General features: G+C 64.5%; 19 protein-coding genes. 10 read left to right on the top strand and 9 right to left on the bottom strand.

Features of this window, described 5'->3' with window-relative positions:
* The first annotated feature begins 2 nt into the window (after nucleotides 1–2).
* On the top strand, nucleotides 3–965 hold the full coding sequence (locus VW23_RS24255) for a bifunctional helix-turn-helix transcriptional regulator/GNAT family N-acetyltransferase (protein WP_069912060.1): 963 nt from the start codon (nucleotides 3–5) through the stop codon (nucleotides 963–965).
* On the opposite strand, the gene purN is transcribed toward VW23_RS24255, so the two are convergent.
* The 3 genes from purN to purM are packed head-to-tail and all read right to left on the bottom strand — an operon-like array spanning nucleotide 966 to nucleotide 3,113.
* Nucleotides 966–1,562 (bottom strand): phosphoribosylglycinamide formyltransferase, encoded by a 597-nt coding sequence (gene purN, locus VW23_RS24250; RefSeq protein WP_069912059.1) that lies wholly within the window; start codon nucleotides 1,560–1,562, stop codon nucleotides 966–968. It abuts the gene before it with no gap.
* Nucleotides 1,555–2,037, bottom strand: coding sequence for a P-loop nucleotide/nucleoside kinase family protein (locus tag VW23_RS24245; protein ID WP_069912058.1), 483 nt, complete (start codon nucleotides 2,035–2,037; stop codon nucleotides 1,555–1,557). Before VW23_RS24245 ends, purN begins: the two co-directional genes overlap by 8 nt.
* Nucleotides 2,037–3,113 carry a phosphoribosylformylglycinamidine cyclo-ligase gene (gene purM, locus VW23_RS24240; protein ID WP_069912057.1) on the bottom strand — a complete coding sequence of 359 codons (1,077 nt, stop codon included), beginning with the start codon at nucleotides 3,111–3,113 and terminating at the stop codon, nucleotides 2,037–2,039. Before purM ends, VW23_RS24245 begins: the two co-directional genes overlap by 1 nt.
* Nucleotides 3,114–3,221: 108 nt before the next feature.
* Here purM and VW23_RS24235 point away from each other — a divergent pair, with 108 nt between their 5' ends.
* Genes VW23_RS24235 through VW23_RS24220 form a run of 4 tightly spaced genes read left to right on the top strand, consistent with a single transcriptional unit; the run spans nucleotide 3,222 to nucleotide 8,770 of the window.
* A complete protein-coding gene (locus VW23_RS24235) occupies nucleotides 3,222–4,340 on the top strand; it encodes an AI-2E family transporter (protein WP_069912056.1) in 1,119 nt (372 codons plus the stop codon).
* Complete coding sequence (locus tag VW23_RS24230; RefSeq protein WP_069912055.1) at nucleotides 4,337–5,068, top strand: P-loop NTPase family protein; 732 nt, start codon at nucleotides 4,337–4,339, stop codon at nucleotides 5,066–5,068. The genes VW23_RS24235 and VW23_RS24230 overlap by 4 nt, the downstream gene beginning before the upstream one ends.
* Entirely contained in the window at nucleotides 5,022–7,235 is a 2,214-nt protein-coding gene (locus VW23_RS24225; RefSeq protein ID WP_141728481.1) for an RNA degradosome polyphosphate kinase, read from the top strand. The genes VW23_RS24230 and VW23_RS24225 overlap by 47 nt, the downstream gene beginning before the upstream one ends.
* Nucleotides 7,232–8,770: a Ppx/GppA phosphatase family protein gene (locus VW23_RS24220; RefSeq protein ID WP_069912054.1), complete on the top strand. Its 1,539-nt coding sequence runs from the start codon at nucleotides 7,232–7,234 to the stop codon at nucleotides 8,768–8,770. The genes VW23_RS24225 and VW23_RS24220 overlap by 4 nt, the downstream gene beginning before the upstream one ends.
* An 11-nt stretch (nucleotides 8,771–8,781) precedes the next feature.
* Here VW23_RS24220 and rnd read toward each other — a convergent pair whose 3' ends face one another.
* Nucleotides 8,782–9,951, bottom strand: a complete 1,170-nt coding sequence (rnd, locus tag VW23_RS24215) for a ribonuclease D (RefSeq protein WP_069912053.1) — start codon at nucleotides 9,949–9,951, stop codon at nucleotides 8,782–8,784.
* Nucleotides 9,952–10,172: 221 nt separating this feature from the next.
* On the opposite strand from rnd, the gene aspS reads away from it, so the two are divergent.
* From aspS to VW23_RS24195, 4 genes are all read left to right on the top strand, one after another.
* Nucleotides 10,173–11,945 (top strand): aspartate--tRNA ligase, encoded by a 1,773-nt coding sequence (gene aspS, locus VW23_RS24210; protein WP_069912052.1) that lies wholly within the window; start codon nucleotides 10,173–10,175, stop codon nucleotides 11,943–11,945.
* Between the two features lie 295 nt (nucleotides 11,946–12,240).
* Entirely contained in the window at nucleotides 12,241–13,830 is a 1,590-nt protein-coding gene (locus VW23_RS24205) for an EAL domain-containing protein (RefSeq protein ID WP_141728480.1), read from the top strand.
* A 218-nt stretch (nucleotides 13,831–14,048) separates the two neighbouring features.
* Nucleotides 14,049–16,340 (top strand): NADP-dependent malic enzyme, encoded by a 2,292-nt coding sequence (locus tag VW23_RS24200; protein ID WP_069912050.1) that lies wholly within the window; start codon nucleotides 14,049–14,051, stop codon nucleotides 16,338–16,340.
* Nucleotides 16,340–16,630, top strand: a complete 291-nt coding sequence (locus VW23_RS24195) for a Dabb family protein (protein ID WP_069912049.1) — start codon at nucleotides 16,340–16,342, stop codon at nucleotides 16,628–16,630. The genes VW23_RS24200 and VW23_RS24195 overlap by 1 nt, the downstream gene beginning before the upstream one ends.
* Here the strand turns inward: VW23_RS24195 and VW23_RS24190 are convergent.
* From VW23_RS24190 to VW23_RS24170, 5 genes are all read right to left on the bottom strand, one after another.
* The gene (locus tag VW23_RS24190; RefSeq protein WP_069912048.1) at nucleotides 16,615–16,995 is read right to left on the bottom strand and encodes a HepT-like ribonuclease domain-containing protein; all 381 of its coding nucleotides are present in this window, start codon (nucleotides 16,993–16,995) and stop codon (nucleotides 16,615–16,617) included. The genes VW23_RS24195 and VW23_RS24190 overlap by 16 nt on opposite strands.
* Nucleotides 16,992–17,282, bottom strand: coding sequence for a nucleotidyltransferase family protein (locus VW23_RS24185; protein WP_069912047.1), 291 nt, complete (start codon nucleotides 17,280–17,282; stop codon nucleotides 16,992–16,994). The genes VW23_RS24190 and VW23_RS24185 overlap by 4 nt, the downstream gene beginning before the upstream one ends.
* A 51-nt stretch (nucleotides 17,283–17,333) precedes the next feature.
* Nucleotides 17,334–18,809 (bottom strand): AMP nucleosidase, encoded by a 1,476-nt coding sequence (locus tag VW23_RS24180; protein ID WP_069912151.1) that lies wholly within the window; start codon nucleotides 18,807–18,809, stop codon nucleotides 17,334–17,336.
* A gap of 339 nt (nucleotides 18,810–19,148) precedes the next feature.
* On the bottom strand, nucleotides 19,149–19,631 hold the full coding sequence (locus VW23_RS24175) for a hypothetical protein (RefSeq protein ID WP_069912046.1): 483 nt from the start codon (nucleotides 19,629–19,631) through the stop codon (nucleotides 19,149–19,151).
* Between the two features lie 100 nt (nucleotides 19,632–19,731).
* A complete protein-coding gene (locus VW23_RS24170) occupies nucleotides 19,732–20,190 on the bottom strand; it encodes a DUF1801 domain-containing protein (RefSeq protein WP_069912045.1) in 459 nt (152 codons plus the stop codon).
* A gap of 112 nt (nucleotides 20,191–20,302) precedes the next feature.
* Here VW23_RS24170 and VW23_RS24165 point away from each other — a divergent pair, with 112 nt between their 5' ends.
* On the top strand, nucleotides 20,303–20,833 hold the full coding sequence (locus tag VW23_RS24165) for a hypothetical protein (protein ID WP_069912044.1): 531 nt from the start codon (nucleotides 20,303–20,305) through the stop codon (nucleotides 20,831–20,833).
* The last annotated feature ends 21 nt before the right edge of the window (nucleotides 20,834–20,854 follow it).

Raw genomic sequence — 20,854 nt, 5'->3', positions numbered from 1 at the left:
AGATGACCTATCTCGGCGATATGGGACTGCTCGCGCTGGGCAGTCAGCTCAAGGCGATCAGCGACCAGCTCTATGCCATGGCGGACGAGGTCTACGGGCAGCACGGCATCGAGCTGCAGGGGCGCTGGTTCCCGATCCTCAGGCTGCTGCACGATCGCGGTCCGATGACGGTGGGCGAGATCGCCGGCGCTGTCGGGCAGACCCATTCGGCCATCAGCCAGCTGACGACGCGGCTGGTCCGCGATGGCTGGGTGAGCACCGCGAGCGATGCCGGTGACCGCCGGACGCGGCGGCTGACGCTGACGGCCAAGGCCGAGACGGCGCTGCAGAGGGCCAAACCGCTATGGCGGGCAATCCGCGATGCGCTGGAGGAACGGGTCGCCGGCGCCGGGCTCGATCCGAAGACATTGCTGGCGGAGCTCGAGCAGGTGGCGGCGCCGGGGCTGGCCGACATCATCACGGCGAAGGCGCGCGCCTACAGCCAGGAGGCGGTGCGGATCGTGCCGCTCAGTCCGGACCTGCGCACGCATTTCTACCGGCTCAACGCCATGTGGCTGGAGCGCTACTTCGTGCTGGAGCCCTATGACATCGAGGTGATGTCGAACCCCGAGGCGATCGTCGAGCATGGCGGCGCGGTGCTGTTTGCGCTGCTCGGCGATGCGGTTGTCGGCACCTGCGCGCTGAAGCAGCATGCGCCCGGCGAATACGAGCTGACCAAGATGGGTGTCGACCCCGCCGCGCAGGGTGTCGGCATCGGCAGGAAGCTGATCGAGGCGGCGATCACCGAGTTCCAGCGGCTCGGCGGCACTCGGCTGTTCCTTGAGACCAACACGCGGCTCGAGTCGGCGATCCACCTTTACGAGCGCACCGGCTTCGAGCATCAGCCGGCGATCCGCGAAGGCTCGCCTTACGACCGGGCCAATGTCTACATGATCTGGCGCGGTCGCTCGGCGATCGCCGCTTGATCAGCCGGCGAAGCTGACCTCGCCGCGCGCCAGCATGGCCAATGCCTCAGGGTAAGCGATGTGCTCCTCGACGAGGATGCGGGCGCCGAGCGTCTCGGCGGTGTCGCCGGGCAGAATCGGCACGCGGCGCTGCAGAATGGTCGGGCCTTCGTCGGTGCCCGCGGTGACGAAATGTACGGTGCAGCCGCTCTCGCTGTCGCCTGCGTCGATCGCCTGCTGCTGTGGATGGAGACCCTTGTGCAGCGGCAGCAGTGCGGGGTGGACGTTGAGCATCCGGCCTTGCCACTTCTCGGTGAACTCAGGCGTGAACAGGCGCATGAAGCCGGCGAGCGCGATGAAATCGGGCCGCCACAGCTTCAGTACGTCCGACAAGGCCAGCTCGAACCCGGTACGGCTTGGATAGTCCTTGTGCCAGCGCCACGCCGTGGCAATGCCCTGGCCGGCGGCGATCTGCAGCCCGCCGGCATCCGGCTTGTTGGCAAACACGCCGACGATCTCGGCCGGATAGTCGGGCGCCTTGGCGGCCTCGATCAGCGCAGTCATGTTTGACCCGCGGCCGGAGATCAGGATGGCAACGCGCTTTTTCGGCTCAGTCACGGGGCGGGGCCTTTGCTGGAGGATCGTAGAGGGCGAGTTCTTCGGCGGTCGGCCGTTCGAAGGCGCGCGAGGCTTCTTCTAGCATGGCGCGATCGATCGGCGGTGATTCCCTGCCGCGCTTGCTAACGCGTTCGAGGAGCTCGTCGATTGGGGCATCCATGTGGACGAGTTCGACTGCGGCGCCCAACGCGCGAGCCCCGTCGCGCAGCGCGTCGCGCTCCGAACGGGCCCAGGTGCCCCACTCGATGATGGCCGTGCCGCCGAGCGCCAGGAGGCTCTGTGCCTGCCGCCATTGCAGCTGCTCGATCCCGGCACGCTTCGCCTCGTCCCAGAGGTTGATGCCGAGCGCATCCATCCAGTCATCCGGTGAATAGCGGACGCCGTCGTGACGCTCGGCCAGCGCGGTCGCAACTGTGGTCTTGCCCGCGCCGGGCAGGCCGCAGACGATGATCAGTCGACCGCCGGGCCCAGCCATCAGAGCGCGAGCGCGCCTTCGAACGTTACCGGCTCACCGCTACGGGGGCGCAGCTCACCGACGATGGCGGCGGTTTCTCCAGCCGCAGCAAGGTGTTCGACGAGTTTGCTCGCGTCTTGCTTCGACACGGCGCAGAGCATGCCGACGCCGCAGTTGAAGGTACGGAGCATCTCGCGCTCGTTCATGCCACCGACCCGGGCCAGCCAGCCGAACACTTTCGGCACGCTGACCTTGTCGAGCTCGATATGGGCCGAGAGGCTGTCGGGCAGAACGCGCGGGATATTGTCGATGAAGCCGCCACCGGTGATGTGAGCGAGCGCCTTGATGCCGATGCCGGCCTTCAGCGCCGAGAGCAGCGGCTTCACATAGATCCGGGTGGGAACCAGCAGCGCGTCGCTCAGCGATTTGCCCGGCTCGAACGGGGCGGGCAGGTACCAGTCGATGCCCGAGACTTCGACGATCTTGCGGACCAGCGAATAGCCGTTGGAGTGGACGCCCGACGAGGCGATGGCGACGAGCACGTCGCCGGCCTCGACATCCTCGCGCGGCAATAGAGTGCCGCGCTCGGCAGCGCCGACCGCAAAGCCTGCGAGGTCATAGTCCTTGCCCGAATACATGCCCGGCATCTCGGCGGTTTCGCCGCCGATCAGCGCACAGCCAGCGATGCGGCAGCCCTCGGCGATGCCCTCGACGATGGCGGCGCCGGTCGCGACGTCCAGCTTGCCGGTGGCAAAGTAGTCGAGGAAGAACAGCGGCTCGGCGCCCTGCACGATGATGTCGTTGACGCACATCGCCACGAGATCGATGCCGATGCTGCCATTATTGCCGGTTTCGATGGCGATCTTGAGCTTGGTGCCCACGCCGTCATTGGCCGCGACCAGGATCGGGTCGACGAAACCGGCGGCCTTGAGGTCGAACAACCCGCCAAAACCGCCGATTTCGGCATCGGCACCGGGGCGGCGGGTGGAGCGGACGGCGGGCTTGATGGCCTCGACAAGCGCGTTGCCTGCGTCTATGTCGACGCCGGCCTGCTTGTACGAGAGCCCGTTTGATGGCACGTTTTGCGCGTCGGACATGGGCTGTTCGCCAGATTTTCAGGGGTAGCGGAATTGCCGAGCGCTGATAACCGCTCCACCTCAGTCACGCAAGAGACGCCCGGGACCTTGAGCCTAAGATATCAGGTAATGATCTGGGCCGGGCTGTTTGTTGCAGCCATCCTGCTGCTCTGGGTGTTCCGCTCGATCCTCCTGCCGTTCGTCGTCGGCCTGACGCTGGCCTATCTGCTCAATCCGGTGGTCAACTGGTTGCAGAAGCTGGGGATTGGCCGGTCCTGGGGCTCCATGCTGGTGCTGCTGCTGGTGCTGATCCTGCTGCTCGGGCTGCTGCTGGCCCTTGTGCCGCTGATTGCCGTGCAGATCGGCGGGCTCATCGCGGGTCTGCCCGGATATGTTGCCGATCTGCAGGACCTGCTGCGCCAATGGATGCCGCAGTTCACCGAATGGCTGGGCCCCGAGCGCACGGCGCAGCTCGAGGGCAGCCTCACCGACCTGATCGGTCGGGGCGTCGAGTTCGCCGGTCTCGTCACCGGCACGCTGGCGCAGAGCGGGCTCACCGTGATCAATACCATCGCCGTGCTGTTCATCACCCCGGTGGTGGCGTTCTACCTTCTGGTCGACTGGGAAGGCATGGTCAAGAAGGTAGATGATCTGCTGCCGCGCCGCTATCGCAGCGAGATTCGCGGCGTGCTTGCCGATATCGACGGCGCCATGGCGGGCGTGATCCGCGGGCAGGGCTCGGTGATCCTGGTGCTGTGCGTCTATTACTGCACGGCGCTGACCCTGGCGGGGCTCAACTATGGCCTCGCCATCGGCCTGATCGGGGGGCTCTTGAGCTTTGTGCCCTACGTCGGCTTCCTCGTCGGCTTTGCGTTGTCGATGACAGTGGCGCTGGTGCAATTCTGGCCTGATCAGTGGGTGTTCGTGCTGATCGTCCTGATGATCTACATCGTCGGCCAGTTCCTCGAGGGCAATATCCTCTACCCCAAGCTCGTCGGGCAGAGCATCAACATCAACCCGGTCTGGCTGATGTTCGCCCTGTTCGCTTTCGCCCTGCTGTTCGGCTTCGTCGGGCTGCTGCTGGCAGTGCCGCTGGCCGCTATTTCCGGCGTGCTGACGCGCTTTGCACTGACCAAGTACCAGCAGTCGAGCCTCTATCTAGGCCCGGACGAGCTGCCGCCGCCGGCGCCGCTTCCCGAGCCTGCCGCCACGCCTGCGCGAAAGCCGCGCGCCACGGCGGGGAAATGACCGACCTGCAGCTCGGGGCCGGACAGCTGGCGCTGGACCTCGGACACGAGGCCTCGCATGCCGAGCACGATTTCATCGTCGGCGAGGGCAACCGGCTGGCGCACGCGCATGTGCTGGCCTTCCCGCACTGGCCGGGTCCGCTGACGCTGATCGAAGGGCCGGCGAGTTCCGGCAAGTCGCATTTGTCGCGCATCTGGGCCGAGCGGGCAGGGGCCGAGCATGCCACGCCCGAGACCACCGAGGCGCTGTCGCGCGACGGTGGCACGCAGCCTCTGGTGCTCGAGGATGCCGACAGGGCAGGTTACGCCGAGGCCGAGCTGTTCCACTTGTTCAACCAATCGATGCGCGACCGCCGTCCGCTGTTGCTGACGGCGCGCGAGCCCGTTGCAAACTGGCCGTTCGCGACCGATGATTTGAAATCGCGGGCTCGACTCGCGGCGCATTTCACCGTGTCACTGAGCGACGATATCCAATTGTCACAGATGTTCGTGAAGCTGTTCGACGATCGTCAGGTGGCTGTTGAACCCAGGATCATCGCCTATCTGGTGGCGCGCATGGAACGATCGTCGGAAGAGGCGGTTGCCCTTGCGTCAATGATGGACCGCATGGCGCTCGAGCGTGGTACTGCCATCACTCGCGCCATTGCCGGCGAAGCGCTCAGGCAGCGGAGCGCGGCGCGTGATGACCGACAGCTGGCCCTCGACCTCGGAGCCGACGACGATGAATGAGATGAGCGAAATCGCCGAACAGCCGCAACAGGAGGCGCCGGACGTTGCCGAGCTGCGCCAGAGCCCGGCGCGTTTCGTCAACCGCGAGGTCAGCTGGCTGCAGTTCAACATGCGCGTGCTGGAGGAGGCGGGGAACGTCAATCACCCGCTGCTCGAGCGACTGCGCTTCGTATCGATCTCGGCCAACAATCTCGACGAGTTCTTCATGGTGCGCGTCGCCGGGCTGAAGGGCCAGCTGCGCGCCGGCCTCACCAAGCAGAGTGCAGACGGACTGTCGCCGGCCGAGCAGCTCGAAGAGATCGCCACTCTGGCCCAGCACCTGCACCTCGAACAGCAGGATCACTGGCAGCAGCTGCGCGAGGAACTGTTCGCCAAGGACGTGGTGATCCACGAGGCCGACGACCTGACCCCGGAACAGGTGAGATACCTGCAAAAGCTGTTCCGTGAGGAGATCTTCCCGGTGCTGACGCCGATCGCGGTCGATCCGGCGCATCCGTTCCCCTTTATCCCCAATCTCGGCTTCACCCTGGCCTTCGAGATGGTGCGCGAGGGAACGACGCAGACGCTCACCGCCCTGGTGCGCGTGCCCTCCAACCTCGATCGCTTCGTCACGCTGCCCAACGAGTTGGCGGCGCCGAACCGGGTCGAAGTGGTGACCATCGACACCCTGATCAACCGGTTCATCGACAAGATGTTTCCGGGCTACCAGGTGTCGGGCTCGGGCGCCTTCCGCATCATCCGCGACAGCGAAATCGAAATCGACGACGAAGCCGCCGACCTGGTGGTGGAGTTCGAATCCGCGCTGCGTCAGCGCCGCCGCGGCATGGTGATCCGCCTCGAGATCGAAAAGAAGATGCCACGGGCGCTGCGCCGCCACATCTCGGAGCGGCTTGGCGTCGGGCCGACGGATACGTTCGAGGTCGAGGGGTTTCTCGGGCTCGCCGATGCATCCAAGATCTGTGACATCGACCGGGCCGACCTGCGGTTCCCACCCTACCAGCCGCGTTTCCCCGAGCGCGTCCGCGATTTCAACGGCGATATCTTCGCTGCCATCCGCGCCAAGGACCTGTTGGTCCACCATCCCTTCGAGAGCTTCGACGTGGTGGCGCAGTTCCTGATGCAGGCGGCGCGCGACCCCGACGTGGTGGCAATCAAGCAGACGCTCTACCGTACCTCGCGCGACAGCCCGATCGTCAAGGCGCTGGTGCAGGCGGCGGAAGCGGGCAAGACCGTGACCGCGCTGGTGGAACTCAAGGCGCGCTTCGACGAAGAAGCCAACATCCGCTGGGCCAGAGACCTGGAACGAGCTGGCGCGCAGGTGGTGTTCGGCTTTATCGAGTTGAAGACACACGCCAAGATGAGCCAAGTGGTACGCCGCGAGGGCGGCAAGCTCGTGAGCTACTGCCATCTCGGCACCGGCAACTATCACCCGATCACCGCTAAGATTTACACCGACCTCAGCTACTTCACGACCGAGCCATCGATTACCCGTGACGTCGCCCGCGTCTTCAACTTCATCACCGGTTATGCCCGGCCCGCCGAGATGGAGGCGATCGCCTTCTCACCGGTGACGCTCAGGCAGACGCTGCTCGACCACATCGCCCGCGAGGTCGAGTTCGCCGAGCGGAACGAGCCGGCCAATATCTGGCTGAAGATGAACGCGCTGGTCGATCCCGAGATCATCGACGCGCTCTACGATGCTAGCCGCAAGGGCGTGAAGATCGAGCTGATCGTGCGCGGCATCTGCTGCCTGCGGCCCGGTATCCCGGGCTTCTCGGACAATATCCGGGTGAAGTCGCTGGTCGGGCGGTTCCTCGAACACAGCCGCATCTTCTGTTTTGGGCAGGGGGCGCCACTGCCCTCGCGCAAGGCCAAGGTCTATATGAGTTCGGCTGACATTATGCTGCGCAACCTCGATTGGCGCGTCGAGGTGATGGTGCCGATTCTCAACACCACGGTGCACGAGCAGATCCTCGACCGGACCATGGTGGCATATTTGAAGGACAACCAGCAAAGCTGGGAGGTGCTTCCGGACGGCAGTTCCGATAGGATCAAGCCCAAGGAGGGCGAAGAGCCCTACAATGCGCACGACTACTTCATGACGCATGCGAGCCTGTCGGGCCGCGGTACGGCGCTGAAGCGCGACAACGAAGAGAGAAGCCAGTGAACCAATACTGGGGCGTCGACGCCGACCCCACCGCGCAGGGCCGCCTGAAGGGCGCGCGACCTGTTGCCGTGCTCGATATCGGGTCCAACTCGGTACGCCTGGTGGTCTATGAGCGGCATGCCCGCTCGCTGACCCCGCTCTATAACGAGAAGACTGCCTGCGCCCTGGGCCGCGGTCTCGCCCAGACCGGCAAGATCGCCTACGAGAATATCGACCGCGCGCTGACCGCGATCCAGCGCTTCGCACTGGTGTCGAAACTGATGCGGGCGGGAACTACCCATATCCTCGCCACCTCGGCGGTGCGCGAAGCTTCCAATTCCAAGGCCTTCGTCGACGCCGTCGAAGAGATCATGGGCGCCAAGGTGACCGTGCTGTCGGGGGCCGAGGAGGCGCACTTCGCCGCGCTCGGTGCCATCTCCGGCATGCCCGGCTTTGTCGGCGTGGTCGGCGACCTCGGCGGCGGCAGCCTCGAGCTGTCCTCCATCGCCGGCGGCACCGATTCGACCGGCGAGACGCATGAACTCGGCGTTATCCGTCTGCAGGACGATTCCGACGTCTCGCCCTCCAAGGCCCAGGCCATCGCCAAGCAACGGCTGAAGAAATCCAAGCTGATGGACGGGCAGGGCGGCAGCTTCTGCGCCATTGGTGGCACCTGGCGTTCGCTCGCCAAGGTGCATCAGGTGCTGCGCGACTACCCGCTGCATATGGTCCAGCACTATGCGGTCAAGGCCAGCGACATGCTGAAGCTGTGCGAAGACATCGTCGCGGCGACGGCGGCGAGCAAACCCTACACTGGCTCGGAACATGTCAGCTCCGGCCGGCGCGATCTCGTGCCCTATGGCGCGGCGGTGCTGATCGAGGTGCTGAAGGCCGGCAAGTTCGACGCCGTGGTGTTCTCGGCTTTGGGCGTGCGCGAGGGCTACCTCTATGGCTTGCTCGATGACGAGGAGCGCGCCGTCGATCCGCTGATGCAGACCGCCGAGCAGATGAGTGTGCTGCGCTCCCGCTCACCGGCGCATGCCGAGGACCTGATCGATTTCACCGCCGAGCTGCTGACCACCTTGGGGATCACCGAGACGGCGGAAGAGACCCGGCTGCGCAAGGTCGCCTGTTACCTCGCCGATATCGGCTGGCGCGGTCACCCCGATTACCGTGGTGAGCAGGCGGTCGACATGGTCGCCTATGGCTCGGCCACCGGCGTAGATCATCCGGGCCGCGCCTTCCTCGCCGAGGTGTTGGCGGTCCGCTATATGGGGCTGAAGCAGAAATCAATGAGCCAGGCGCTCCTGGCGCTCTCCGGCCCGGCGATGAGCGCCCGGGCGCGCCTCTTGGGCGCGGCGTTCCGGGTCGCCTATCCGATGTCCGCGGCCATGCCCGGCGTACTGCCGCGCGTCGGCTTCTTCGTCGACAAGGGCATTCTGAAGCTCAACCTGCCGGCCGACCTCGCCTTCCTCGACGGCGAGCACTTGCGTGGCCGGCTGGATCAGCTGGCTGGTGTGGTGGGGATCAAGCTCACCGATGTCGTGGCGGGGTAGGGCGCTCGGCCCTACTCTTCGTCGTCGTCGTCGATGATCTCGATCTCGATGACGCCCTTCTTGCTCGCCGCGAGGCCGAGCTTGCCGTGCTTGATGGCGAGCGCCTTGTCGCCGAACAGCTTGCGGCGCCAGCCCTTAAGTGCCGGCACGTCCGCATCGTCATCGAGCACCAGCGCGTCGATATCGTCCGAGGTGGCGATGATGCGCGAGGCGACGCCGTTGTCCTCGGCGACGGACTTGAGCAGTACGCGCAGCAGGTCGCCGACAGCGCCCTTCGGCGAGGGGCCGCGGTGGCGGTCGGGCAACTTGGGCAGGTCGGTCTTGCCCAGCGCTTCCACATCCTTGAGGATCGAGACGATCTCGCCGGCAGCCGACGAGCGGCCATAGCCGCGCTGCACGGCGCGCAGCTTGTCGAAACTCTCGGGGTTGAGCGGGCGCTGCATGGCCAGCTCGATCAGCGCGTCGTCCTTGAGGATGCGGCTGCGCGGCTGGTCGGTATCCTGCGCGCGTTGCTCGCGCCAGGCGGCCAGCGCCTTCAGCGCAGCGACGTCGCGTGGCTTGGCGAGGCGGGCCTTGAGCCGTTCCCAGGCGTGCTCGGGCTGCACCACATAGGTGTGGATCGACTCGAGTACCGCCAGCTCGTCTTCCACCCAGTCCCAGCGGCCGGTATCGTCGACCTGCTTGAGCAGCGCTGCATAGACGTCGCGCAGGTGGGTGACGTCGGCGAGGGCGTAAACCTTCTGCTTTTCGGAGAGCGGCCGGGCCGACCAGTCGGTGAAGCGGGAGGATTTGTCGAGTTCGACCTTGGTGATCGAGCGGACCAGGTTGTCGTAGCTGACGCTGTCACCGAAGCCGCAGACGGAAGCGGCGACCTGGGTGTCGAAGATATTGGCGGGTACCTTGCCGGTCAGCTTGACGAAGATTTCGATGTCCTGCCGGGCGGCATGGAAAACCTTGCGGACCTTGTCATTGGCGAGGAGCTTGAAGAACGGCGACAAATCGAGGCCGGGCGCGAGCGGGTCGATCAGCACCGCTTCGTCGGGGGTTGCCGCCTGTAAGAGGCAGAGCTTCGGCCAGTAGGTGGTTTCGCGCAGGAACTCGGTATCGACCGTCACGAAATCATAACCGGCGGCGCGCTTCGAAAAGGCGGCGAGCACGTCGGTCGAAGTAATGAGCTCCATCAAGACTCTTTCGTCACAAGGCTTACCAAACCTGAATAACAGTGGGACACGCGAATGGCGAGCACAGAGTGGCGAATAAGTCACGGTTGCTCGGCGTGGCCGCCCGGCCTCCCGTGCTTCCCTGCACCCTGGATCGGGGCCGCTCAACTTGACAATTGCGCCCTCGCGTGCGCTTGTCCGGCCCCGAAATCCGCCTGCCTCAGAGACAAGAGATGAGTGAAATGCACCGCTACCGCACCCACACCTGCGCCGCCCTTCGTCAGGGTGACGTGGGCAATAATGTGCGCCTCAGCGGTTGGGTGCATCGCGTCCGCGATCACGGCGGCCTGCTGTTCATCGACCTGCGCGACCACTATGGGCTGACCCAGCTGGTGATCGATCCCGATTCCAAGGCGTTCAAGCTGGCCGAGACGGTGCGCTCCGAGTGGGTGATCCGGGTCGATGGCGAGGTGAAGCAGCGCACGCCCGAAACGGTCAACGGCAAGCAGCCGACCGGCCAGGTCGAAGTGTTTATCCGCGAGCTCGAAGTGCTGAGCGAAGCCACCGAGCTGCCGCTGCCGGTGTTCGCCGAGCCGGACTATCCCGAAGACATTCGCCTCAAGTACCGCTTCCTCGACCTGCGTCGCGAGACGTTGCATGCCAACATCGTCAAGCGCACCAAGGTGATCTCGTCGATGCGCCGCCGCATGGGCGATATCGGCTTTGCCGAATACTCGACCCCGATCCTCACCGCGTCGTCGCCGGAAGGCGCCCGCGACTTCCTGGTGCCGAGCCGCATCCACCCCGGCAAATTCTTCGCCCTGCCGCAGGCGCCGCAGCAGTACAAGCAACTGCTGATGGTGGCCGGCTTCGATCGCTACTTCCAGATCGCGCCGTGCTTCCGCGACGAGGATCCGCGCGCCGACCGCCTGCCGGGTGAGTTCTACCAGCTCGACCTCGAGATGAGCTTCGTCACCCAGGAAGAAATCTGGGACACCATGCAGCCGGTGATATCAGGATTGTTCGAGGAGTTCGCCGACGGCAAACCCGTGACGACGGAGTGGCCGCGCATCCCGTATGACACGGCGGTCCGCAAGTACGGCTCGGACAAGCCCGACCTGCGCAACCCGATCGAGATGCAGCAGGTCACCGAGCACTTCCGTGGCTCGGGGTTCGGTGTGTTCGCCAACCAGATCGCCAGCGACGCCAAGGTAGAAGTCTGGGCCATTCCGGCGAGGACCGGCGGCAGCCGCGCCTTCTGCGATCGCATGAACGCCTGGGCCCAGGGCCAGGGCCAGCCGGGCCTCGGCTACATTTTCTTCAAGGACGGGGCAGGTTCGGGTCCGGTGGCCAAGAACATCGGCGAAGAGCGCACGGCGGCGATCCGCACCCAGCTCGGCCTCGCCGACGGCGATGCGGTGTTCTTCGTGCTCGGCCGCCCGGACAAGATGTACAAGTTCGCCGGCGAGGCGCGGGTGAAGATCGGTCTCGATCTCAACCTGACTGAGCTCGACCAGTTCAAGCTCTGCTGGATCGTCGACTTCCCGTTCTACGAGTGGAGCGAGGAGGAAAAGCGCCTCGACTTCGCGCACAACCCGTTCTCGATGCCGCAGGGTGGCATCGAGGCGCTGAACAGTCAGGATCCACTGACCATCAAGGCGTTCCAGTACGACGCGGTCTGCAACGGTTTTGAGATCGCCTCTGGTTCGATCCGTAACCAGCTGCCCGAGACCATGGTCAAGGCGTTCGAACTGACCGGCAAGTCGCGCACCGAGGTCGAGGAGCAGTTCGGCGGCCTCTACCGCGCCTTCCAGTACGGCGCCCCGCCGCATGGCGGCGCTGCCTTCGGCATCGACCGCATCGTCATGCTGATCTGCGGCGCACAGAACCTGCGCGAGATCACGCTGTTCCCGATGAACCAGCAGGCCGAAGACCTGCTGATGGGCGCCCCAAGCCCGGCCGAGCCCAAGCAGCTGCGCGAGCTACACGTGCGGGTGATCGCCGACACGAAGTGAGTTTCAGGGGCGCCTCCGGGCGCCCCTTCTCTTCCTAGCGAGCGACGATATCCCAAACGGAGGTTCCCGCTTTCACGGGAATGACTCAGTGGGTGTGAGCGTCGGTCCGCGTCGTTGTCCCCGTCCCGGTCCCAACCACCGGGTCATTCCCGCGAAAGCGGGAACCTCCGTTTTGCGATGGCAGCCGCCAACCACCACCGTCCCATTCCGGGACGGCCGGCCAATCACCGTTAACACTCTCTTAAAGTCCGCCCGCTAGGCATTTGTTGCCTATCTCCGTTGGGGGCGGATTCGCTTGAAGTCCAGGTATGTCCATGTGCTGATGCTGCTCGCGGCCATTGCCGCGTTCCTGCCGGTCATGGCCGTGGATTTCCTGCTCGATTCCTACGTGCGGGTGCGCGAGCGGGCGCTGCTGCAGCAATCGGTCGATGCAGTGGCGAGCCGGGTGCAGGCGACGGCCTATGACGCCATCTCGTCGCTTCGGCGCATCCTTGCCGAGAGCCCTTCGCTCTGTACGCCGAGCTTCATTGCCAACGTGCATCGGCAGATGGAGGTGAGCCTCTATCTGAAGCAGGTGCTGGTCGAGAATGCCGACGGGGTGCAGTACTGCGACGCGCTCGGCAAGGACGTGAAATACTCGCCGCTGTCGCGCCCGCTGTCGGTGCCTAACCAGACCGAGACCCTCGAGGTGGCGAAATACGCCGACCTCCGGATGCCCGCGCTGAAGGTGACACAGGCCTTCGGCACGACGCGAAAAGTCTCGGCCTTCGTGCCGATTCTGGCGGCCGAGCCGGATAGCCTGCTGAACGGACTGAAGCCGACCTCGATGATGCGGGTGTCGCTGACCGACGGGGCGGAGATCGTTACCGTCGGCGACCCCAAGGCCTACGATAATCGCGGCAATATCGAGTTCGTCACCGCCGAAAGCTTTGCCGGTGAACTGCCGATCCGTGTCGCAGCGGCGGTGCCGTTCGCCATCGTGCGGGCCGACTACGGCGATCTCGACGCGAGCTTCACCGTGGTAGCAGCTCTGATGTGCGGGGCGTTCCTGATTCTCGCCCTGCAATATGTCCGCCGGTCTGACCTGCCGGCCTTCGACCTCGAGCGGGCAATCGCCGCGGGGGAGCTGAAACCCTACTACCAGCCGGTGATCAATCTCCGGACCGGTGCGCTGGCCGGCTGCGAGGTGCTGTGCCGGTGGGAGAAGAAGAACGGCGAGGTGGTGCCGCCGGGCGCCTTCATCGACTATGCCGAGGTCACCGGACTGGCGTTGCCGATGACGGTCAGCCTGATGCAGCAGGTCAAAGCCGACCTCAGCGCGCTTTGCGGCGACATGCCGGACCTCAAGGTCTCGATCAACCTGTTCGAAGGCCATTTCCGCGACGGCACGGTGGTCGACGACGTGCACACCATCTTCGCCAACTCGCCGATCAGCTTCCGCCAACTGGTGTTCGAGATCACCGAGCGGAAGCCGCTCGAGAAAATGGCTCAGGCGCAGAGCGTCATTGCCGGGCTGCACGCGCTGGGCTGTAAGCTCGCGATGGACGACGCCGGCACCGGGCACTCGAACCTCGCGTACCTCCAGACGCTCGGCGTCGATGTGGTGAAGATCGACCGGGTGTTCGTCGACATGATCAAACCCGAGGGGGCACCGGTGCCGGTGCTCGACGGGTTGATCGCCATGGCGCGCGACCTCGGCACCGAGATCGTCGCCGAGGGCGTCGAGACAGAGGCCCAGGCGCTGTACCTGAGGGCGCGCGGCGTGGTGCAGGCGCAGGGCTATCTCTTCGCCCCAGCGCTCAAGGCCGGCGCTTTCCGCGATCTGGCGCGGGCTCTGAATGCCCCGGTAGTGCTGCCGGGGCTGGTTCAGGTGAGCGCAGCTTAGGGGCTTGCCGCCTCATACTCGGAGTCATTCCCGCGAAAGCGGGAACCTCTGTTTTTGTGCGCACCGAGGCATCGCAAACGGAGGTCCCCGCTTTCGCGGGGATGACCCGGTGGTTGAGGAAGCGATGGAGGAAAATCCCCCTTCAGTTTCCCTCGATCCCCGCCTTTTCATCGCCCTCGATTAGTGGCACTCACTCCTGAGTTTCCGGGAGGGTGTTTATGTCTGCCGACTTGACCGAACAGAAGAAGGCGCTGCGTGAAGCCGCGCTGCATTTCCACCAGTTCCCCAAGCCCGGAAAGCTTGAGATTCAGGCGACCAAGCCGCTCGGCAATCAGCGCGATCTGTCGCTGGCCTATTCGCCCGGTGTGGCGGCCCCTTGCGAGGAGATCGCCGCCGATCCCGAGGCGGTGACCAAGTACACCTCGCGTGGCAACCTCGTAGCGGTTATCTCGAACGGCACCGCGGTGCTCGGCCTCGGCCATATCGGCGCGCTGGCCAGTAAACCGGTGATGGAGGGCAAGGCCGTGCTCTTCAAGAAGTTCGCCGGCATCGACGTTTTCGACATCGAGATCGACGAGGCCGATCCGCAGAGATTCATCGAGGTGGTGCGGCCGCTCGAGCCGACCTTCGGCGGCATCAATCTCGAGGACATCAAGGCGCCCGAGTGCTTCGCCATCGAGGAAGCGCTGCGCGAGCGCATGAAGATCCCGGTCTTCCATGATGATCAGCACGGCACCGCGATCATCGTCGGCGCCGCGGTGCTGAACGGGCTGGAGCTCAGCGGCAAGAAGATCGAGGACGTGAAGATCTGCACCTCCGGGGCAGGAGCGGCGGCCATCGCCTGCCTCAACATCCTCGTCGCTTTGGGCGCCCGGCTCGAGAACATCTGGGTGGCCGACAAGGACGGACTGCTGACTGACAAGCGCGACGACGTCAACGACAAGTGGCGCGGCCGCTTCTGCCGGCAGTCGAACGCTACGACCCTGGCCGAAGTGATCGACGGCGCCGACATCTTCCTCGGTCTTTCGGCGGCTGGGGCGCTGAAGCCCGAAATGCTGCAGAAGATGGGCCCGAATCCGCTGATCCTGGCGCTCGCCAACCCGAACCCCGAAATCATGCCCGAGGTGGCCAAGGAAATCCGCCCCGACGCGATGGTCTGCACCGGGCGCTCGGACTATCCCAACCAGGTCAACAACGTCCTCTGCTTCCCCTTCATCTTCCGCGGCGCGCTGGATGTCGGCGCCACCACCATCAATGAGGAAATGAAGCTCGCGGCCGCCCAGGCGATCGCCAAGCTGGCGCATGATCCGGGGCTGGAAGTGTCGCCCTCGGGGCAGCCGGCGGTGTACGGACCCGAGCACATCATCCCGAACCCGTTCGATCAGCGGCTGATCCTCCGCATCGCGCCGGCGGTGGCGCGGGCGGCGATGGAGTCGGGCGTGGCCAAGCGCCCGATCACCAATTTCCAGGCCTATCACGACAGCCTCAACCGCTTCGTCTTCCGCTCGGGCCTCGTCATGAAGCCGGTGATCGACAAGGTGATCGGCCAGCAGAAGCGCGTCGCCTTTGCCGACGGCGAAGACGAGCGGGTGCTGCGCGCTGCGCAGGTGATGATCGAGGACCGCATGGCGCTGCCGATCCTGATCGGCCGCCCACAGGTCATTGAAAGCCGGTTGCAACGCTTCGGGCTGACCATCAAGCCGGGCCGCGATTTCGAGGTGGTGAACCCCGAGGACGACCCGCGCTATCGCGATTATGTCGAGCTGTTCCACTCCTTAGTCGGCCGCAACGGCGTGACCCCCGATATCGCCAGGACGATCGTCCGCACCAACACCACGGTGATCGCGGCGCTGTCGGTGAAGCGCGGCGATGCTGATGCCATGCTCTGCGGCTTCCAGGGCCGATTCATCAAGCATGTGCGCGACATCCGCTCGATCATCGGGCTGCAGGAGGGGGTGAAGGACGTTTCGGCGCTGTCGATGCTGATCATGCCGCGCGGCGTGTTCTTCCTCGCCGACACCTACGTCAACATGGATCCGACTCCGGACGAGCTGGTGGCCATCGCGCTGCAGGCGCGCGACCACCTCAAGCGCTTCAACATCGAAGCGCGAGCGGCGCTGCTCAGCTACTCGAACTTCGGCTCGCGCGACGGCGACACCGCCTATAAGATGCGCGAGGCCTACCAGAAGCTGAAAGCCGTGGCGCCCGAGATGATCATCGAGGGCGAGATGCAGGGCGACCTGGCCCTCAACGACGAGCTGCGCAGCCGCTACATCCCGGAATCGGTGCTGAAGGGCGAGGCAAACCTGTTGCTGTTCCCCAACCTCGACAGCGCCAACCTGTCGATGACGCTGCTCAAGGAAATGAACAACGCGCTGGCCGTCGGCCCGATCCTGATGGGGCCGCGCGCCCCGGCCCATATTCTTGCCCCCTCGACCACCAGCCGCGGAATCGTCAATATGACGGCAATTGCCGCCAGCGAAGCGGTTGCATTGGGGGAGAGGTCCTGATGATCAGACATACTGTAGTCTTCAATTTGAAACACGCGCACGGTTCCTTGATGGAGAAGGCTTTCCTCCGCGACGCGCTGGTGCTGAAGGAAATCCCGGGCGTCAAGAAATTCGAGCAACTGCGGCAGACCTCGAAGAAGAACGACTACGAGTTCGGCTTCTCGATGGAGTTCGCCGACCAGGCCGCCTACACGGCTTACAACGAGCATGCCAAGCACGTGAAGTTCGTGAAAGAGCGCTGGGACCGCGAGGTCGAGAAGTTCCTCGAGATCGACTACGAACCGATTTGAGGAGGTAGGGGGCCGCCGAATTCGCCGAGCAGAAGCTTGGTCTGTGCAGCAAGGACAGGCAGGTCGTTCGTCACGGTGTCCCAGACAGTCTCAAAGTTGAGGTCATCGTATCCGTGGGCCCCGCGATTTCTCATGCTTCGGATGTTCGGCCAGGGAATCTCGGGGTGGCTGGCCGCATACTCGGGATGCTGTTGAAGAATCCGAGCAGCCGCCTCGCCGATAATGACCAGCGTCATTACCGCCGCCAGCTTCGCTGTCCGGTTTGTCAGAAACTCAGCTTTGGAGAGATGCTCGATGATCTCCGGTGCACCCGAAGCTGCGTCGTAGATTGCATCGAGATGACTAGCGATCCGCTCGTCGCTCAAATCGGTTGTGCCTCTGCCAACACTCGATCGCGGAACCGACGTCCTAGATCACCTGGCGTGAGCACCTGAACTCGAACACCCAACCGGTCGCGAAGCTCGCGTTCCAAGCCGATCAAATGCAGCATCGTCGTCCCCGCGGGCGCGTCGACGAGAATGTCGATGTCACTATCTTCGGTGTCGGTGCCGTGGAGCACCGAGCCAAAGACCCGAGGGTTGCGAGCTGGAGAGCGTGCCACCATGTCGCGAACCAGCTTGCGATTCTGTTCAAGCACTTCAGATGGGCGCATCTCAACTCTCCTGCCTAGAGGATAGGTTACGCTCCTCTGATTGCAATAGCGCTACTGGAACGCCGTCTCGGCAAAGCTCCGAAGCTTGCGCGAATGCAGCCGCTCCGGCGGCTGGTCACGCAGGATTTCCATCGCCCTCAGGCCGATCTGGAAGTGGCGGTTGACCTGGGTGCGATAGAAGTCCGAGGCCATGCCGGGGAGTTTCAGTTCGCCGTGCAGTGGCTTGTCGGAAACGCAGAGCAGGGTGCCGTAGGGGACGCGGAACCGAAAACCGTTGGCGGCGATGGTGGCCGATTCCATGTCGAGGGCGACGGCGCGCGATTGCGACAGCTGCCGGGTGATCGAGGCCTGGTCACGCAGTTCCCAGTTGCGGTTGTCGAAGGTCGCGACGGTGCCGGTGCGCATGATGCGCTTGGTCTCGATGCCCTCGAGATGGGTGATCTCGGCCACCGCCTTTTCGAGAGCCACCTGCACTTCGGCGAGCGCCGGGATCGGCACGGTGACCGGCAAGTCGGCATCGAGCACGTGATCTTCACGCAGGTAGGCGTGGGCCAGCACGTAGTCGCCGAGCTCCTGCGAGTTGCGGAGCCCGGCGCAGTGGCCGAGCATGATCCAGGCATGTGGCCGCAGCACCGCGATATGGTCGGTGATGGTCTTGGCGTTGGAAGGCCCGACGCCGATGTTGACGATGGTGATGCCGCGGTTGCGCGGCATGGTCAGATGCAGTGCCGGCATCTGCGGGGTGCGCGTGGCGCGGAGGCCGGAAGTGCCGCCGCCGAGCCGCTGATTGAGCGTTGCAAACCCACCGGGCTCGACGAAACTGTCATATTCCGGGTGTCCCTCCTGCATGTAGCGTTCGGCCACGCGGGCGAACTCATCCATGTAGAAGCCGTAGTTCGTGAAGATCACGAAGTTCTGGAAATGCTCGGCCTCGGTGCCGGTGTAGTGGCTGAGCCGCTGCAGCGAATAGTCGACCCGCGGCGCGGTGAAATGCGCCAGCGGATAGGGGCCGCCGGGCGGCGGCACGAACGTGCCGTTGGCGATCTCGTCGTCGGTATCCTGCAGGTCGGGCACGTCGAACAGGTCGCGCAGCGGGATCGGCAGGGCGTTGATCGCCTCGCCATCGATCCGCTCGGTCGAGGGAATGGCGAAATGCAAGGGGATCCGGGTCGAAGACTCGCCGACTTCGATGGCGCCGCCATGGTTCCTGAGGATCACCTCGAACTGCTCGATCAGGTAGTTCTTGAACAGGTCGGGCGCGGTGATCGTGGTGCGGTAGATACCCGGCGTATGCAGGTACCCATAGGGCAGGGTGCTGTCGGTCTTGCCGTAGCTGCGCGAGGTGACCTGCACTTCCGGGTAAAACGCCCGCACCCGCCCCTTGGGGACGCGGCCGCGCGTCAGGCCCAGCAGTTGCTCACGGATGAAGCCGGTATTGCGGTGGTAGATTTCGGCGACATAAGCCCAGGCGGCGTGCGGATCGGTAAACGGCTTCTGCGGCAGACCCGGGGGAGTGATGGTGTCCATGTTCTTCTCGTTGGCAAGGCGGTGCGAGGCACCGCTTTGCAGCCCATCCATAGGGGCTTCGCGGCTGTTGGGCAATCGGCGCACCTTACGAGCTGTTCATGTTCTTCACCTTCCGGTGAAGGCACTTTTCATGCCGCAAAGCACACCCATCTTAGAGTGGAGTTCATCGGACTACTGCAAACGACCCATGCACCGGTGAACGCAGGAGAAGTTGCCCGCCGCTGCCCCCAAGCCCTCAACAGTGCGGCCGGCGCTTCTCAGGGCCACGAACCAGAAATGGTTCGTGGCCCTCTTATTTTGTGCCGATGACAGGGCGATGTCGGTGACCCGCCGGCGATGTCAGTCGACGCGACGGGCAGTGATCTGCGTCGGGCGCTCGCTCGAAACCGAGGGGGTGTAGGTGCAGCGCAGTGTCTGCAGCACCGGCAGGTCGGGAACGATGATCTGCGCGAGGAAAGCCGGCAGCAGGTTGCCGCCGCGGCAGGTCATGCGGTCGGCGCTCCAGGCGACGCCGTTGCCGCATGAGGTGCGCTTCAACTGAATGTTGATGTCACGACCACGGGCACTCCAGGTCAGGCGACCGTCGCAGCGCACGCCGCCGCCACGCACGGTGTAGGTACCGCGCTGCTCGAGGCAGAACGTCATACGATAGGGGCCGTAAAGGCGCTGCTGCACCTGGTAGCAGCCGGTGAACAGGGCGCCGCCGGGTACGTCGGGCACGATCACCCGCGTTTCCATGTCTTGCGCGTAAGTTGGGGTGAGGCTGGCAAGGATGATGATGAGGCCGGCGACCACGCCGGCAAGATACCGAACGACGCTCATGAGGCTTTCTCCAATGCGCTGCCGGAGGTCGGCAACGTCCGCGGTTGCGAGGCTAACACCTTGAAACGGAGGACAATATGACCGAAGCCCGCACATTACATCAATGCTTACCGAGAGGTTCGCGGGTCCACGCGTAGTGTTCGCGAAGCTTGGTAACGGACAATGTGACGAGCTGGCCAAGCACGGCCTCGTCGATATCGCTCAGGCGTTTCACGTACAGGCACGCCTTGCCCATCCTGTGCTTGCCCAACCTGTCGAGGAGCAGCCGCGCGGTGTCCGTGCTGTCGGGAAAGTATATGCCCACCAGGTAGATGCTGAATTCTGACTTACGCGGCGAGAAGCCGACGAGACAGGAATCGCCCTCGTGCCCAGAGGCGTAGCGGTAGTGGTATTGCCCGAAGCCGACGATCCCGCCAGACCACATCTGGGGCGGCTCGCCGGTGCGGGCATACATCAGCTCGACCAGCCGCGCCGCGTCGGCGCGGCGCTGTTCCTGCTCGATTGCGGCGAGGAATGCCCCGACGTCGGCTGTGGTCGGCACAGTCTTCTGCTCGGCCATGTGCTTGGCTCCAGGATGTGAGGGCAGGGGACCACCACGCCACTTCACAGTCAAATCCCCTTCCGAAGCCCGGGATGGCGGGCTAAGGTCCGGCCCACGAATGGGAGGAAAGATGCACCGGAAACTGCCGATCCTCGTGGTTCTTCTGGTCTCCGGCAGTGTTCCTGCGCTGGCGGCCGAGATGGTCGATTCGGTGTTCCAGGTTACCTTCCGCTATGCCGGCGAAGACGAGGTGCTGAACGATACCGTCGTGCCGCTGCTGGCGGGAAACGCCTGCTACAACTGGTATGTGCGGCTGGCCGAGGGCCCCGCGCCCAAAACCGCCACCGAAATCCTCAGCCTGCCGGTGCCGCTCGAGGATTGGGGGACGCTCGCGACCGACCCGGACGATGGCATCGATGTTTCGGCCGACGGCAAAGTTGCGACCCGTACCTTTACGCCCGAACTCGACGGCGAGGGCTGGTTCAGCCATAGCTGGTGCGTTGCGCCGGGCGATCCCGTCGGCGCCCATTCGATCGCCATTGCCGTCGATGGCGACAAACTCGTTACCTATGACTTCCAGGTGGTCCTGCCCGAGGACTATTACTGGCCTTCCATCGCCCAGCCCGAGCCGCGCGAGCGCAGCGTCGACCACAGCTGGTGATTTCCAGCCTGATCAAACCCT

Source organism: Devosia insulae DS-56, assembly GCF_000970465.2.
GTDB lineage: Bacteria > Pseudomonadota > Alphaproteobacteria > Rhizobiales > Devosiaceae > Devosia_A > Devosia_A insulae.
Note: the sequence above shows the minus strand (reverse complement) of the source record. Positions and strands in the feature narration are given on the sequence as shown.

What these genes read in the sequence shown, in the direction of transcription:
- VW23_RS24255 (WP_069912060.1), top strand. Translation starts at nt 3, where the DNA reads ATGACCTATCTCGGCGATATGGGACTGCTCGCGCTGGGCAGTCAGCTC.
- VW23_RS24245 (WP_069912058.1), bottom strand. Translation starts at nt 2,037, where the DNA reads ATGGCTGGGCCCGGCGGTCGACTGATCATCGTCTGCGGCCTGCCCGGC.
- purM (WP_069912057.1), bottom strand. Translation starts at nt 3,113, where the DNA reads ATGTCCGACGCGCAAAACGTGCCATCAAACGGGCTCTCGTACAAGCAG.
- VW23_RS24235 (WP_069912056.1), top strand. Translation starts at nt 3,222, where the DNA reads ATGATCTGGGCCGGGCTGTTTGTTGCAGCCATCCTGCTGCTCTGGGTG.
- VW23_RS24230 (WP_069912055.1), top strand. Translation starts at nt 4,337, where the DNA reads ATGACCGACCTGCAGCTCGGGGCCGGACAGCTGGCGCTGGACCTCGGA.
- VW23_RS24225 (WP_141728481.1), top strand. Translation starts at nt 5,022, where the DNA reads ATGACCGACAGCTGGCCCTCGACCTCGGAGCCGACGACGATGAATGAG.
- rnd (WP_069912053.1), bottom strand. Translation starts at nt 9,951, where the DNA reads ATGGAGCTCATTACTTCGACCGACGTGCTCGCCGCCTTTTCGAAGCGC.
- aspS (WP_069912052.1), top strand. Translation starts at nt 10,173, where the DNA reads ATGCACCGCTACCGCACCCACACCTGCGCCGCCCTTCGTCAGGGTGAC.
- VW23_RS24200 (WP_069912050.1), top strand. Translation starts at nt 14,049, where the DNA reads ATGTCTGCCGACTTGACCGAACAGAAGAAGGCGCTGCGTGAAGCCGCG.
- VW23_RS24195 (WP_069912049.1), top strand. Translation starts at nt 16,340, where the DNA reads ATGATCAGACATACTGTAGTCTTCAATTTGAAACACGCGCACGGTTCC.
- VW23_RS24185 (WP_069912047.1), bottom strand. Translation starts at nt 17,282, where the DNA reads ATGCGCCCATCTGAAGTGCTTGAACAGAATCGCAAGCTGGTTCGCGAC.
- VW23_RS24180 (WP_069912151.1), bottom strand. Translation starts at nt 18,809, where the DNA reads ATGGACACCATCACTCCCCCGGGTCTGCCGCAGAAGCCGTTTACCGAT.
- VW23_RS24175 (WP_069912046.1), bottom strand. Translation starts at nt 19,631, where the DNA reads ATGAGCGTCGTTCGGTATCTTGCCGGCGTGGTCGCCGGCCTCATCATC.
- VW23_RS24170 (WP_069912045.1), bottom strand. Translation starts at nt 20,190, where the DNA reads ATGGCCGAGCAGAAGACTGTGCCGACCACAGCCGACGTCGGGGCATTC.
- VW23_RS24165 (WP_069912044.1), top strand. Translation starts at nt 20,303, where the DNA reads ATGCACCGGAAACTGCCGATCCTCGTGGTTCTTCTGGTCTCCGGCAGT.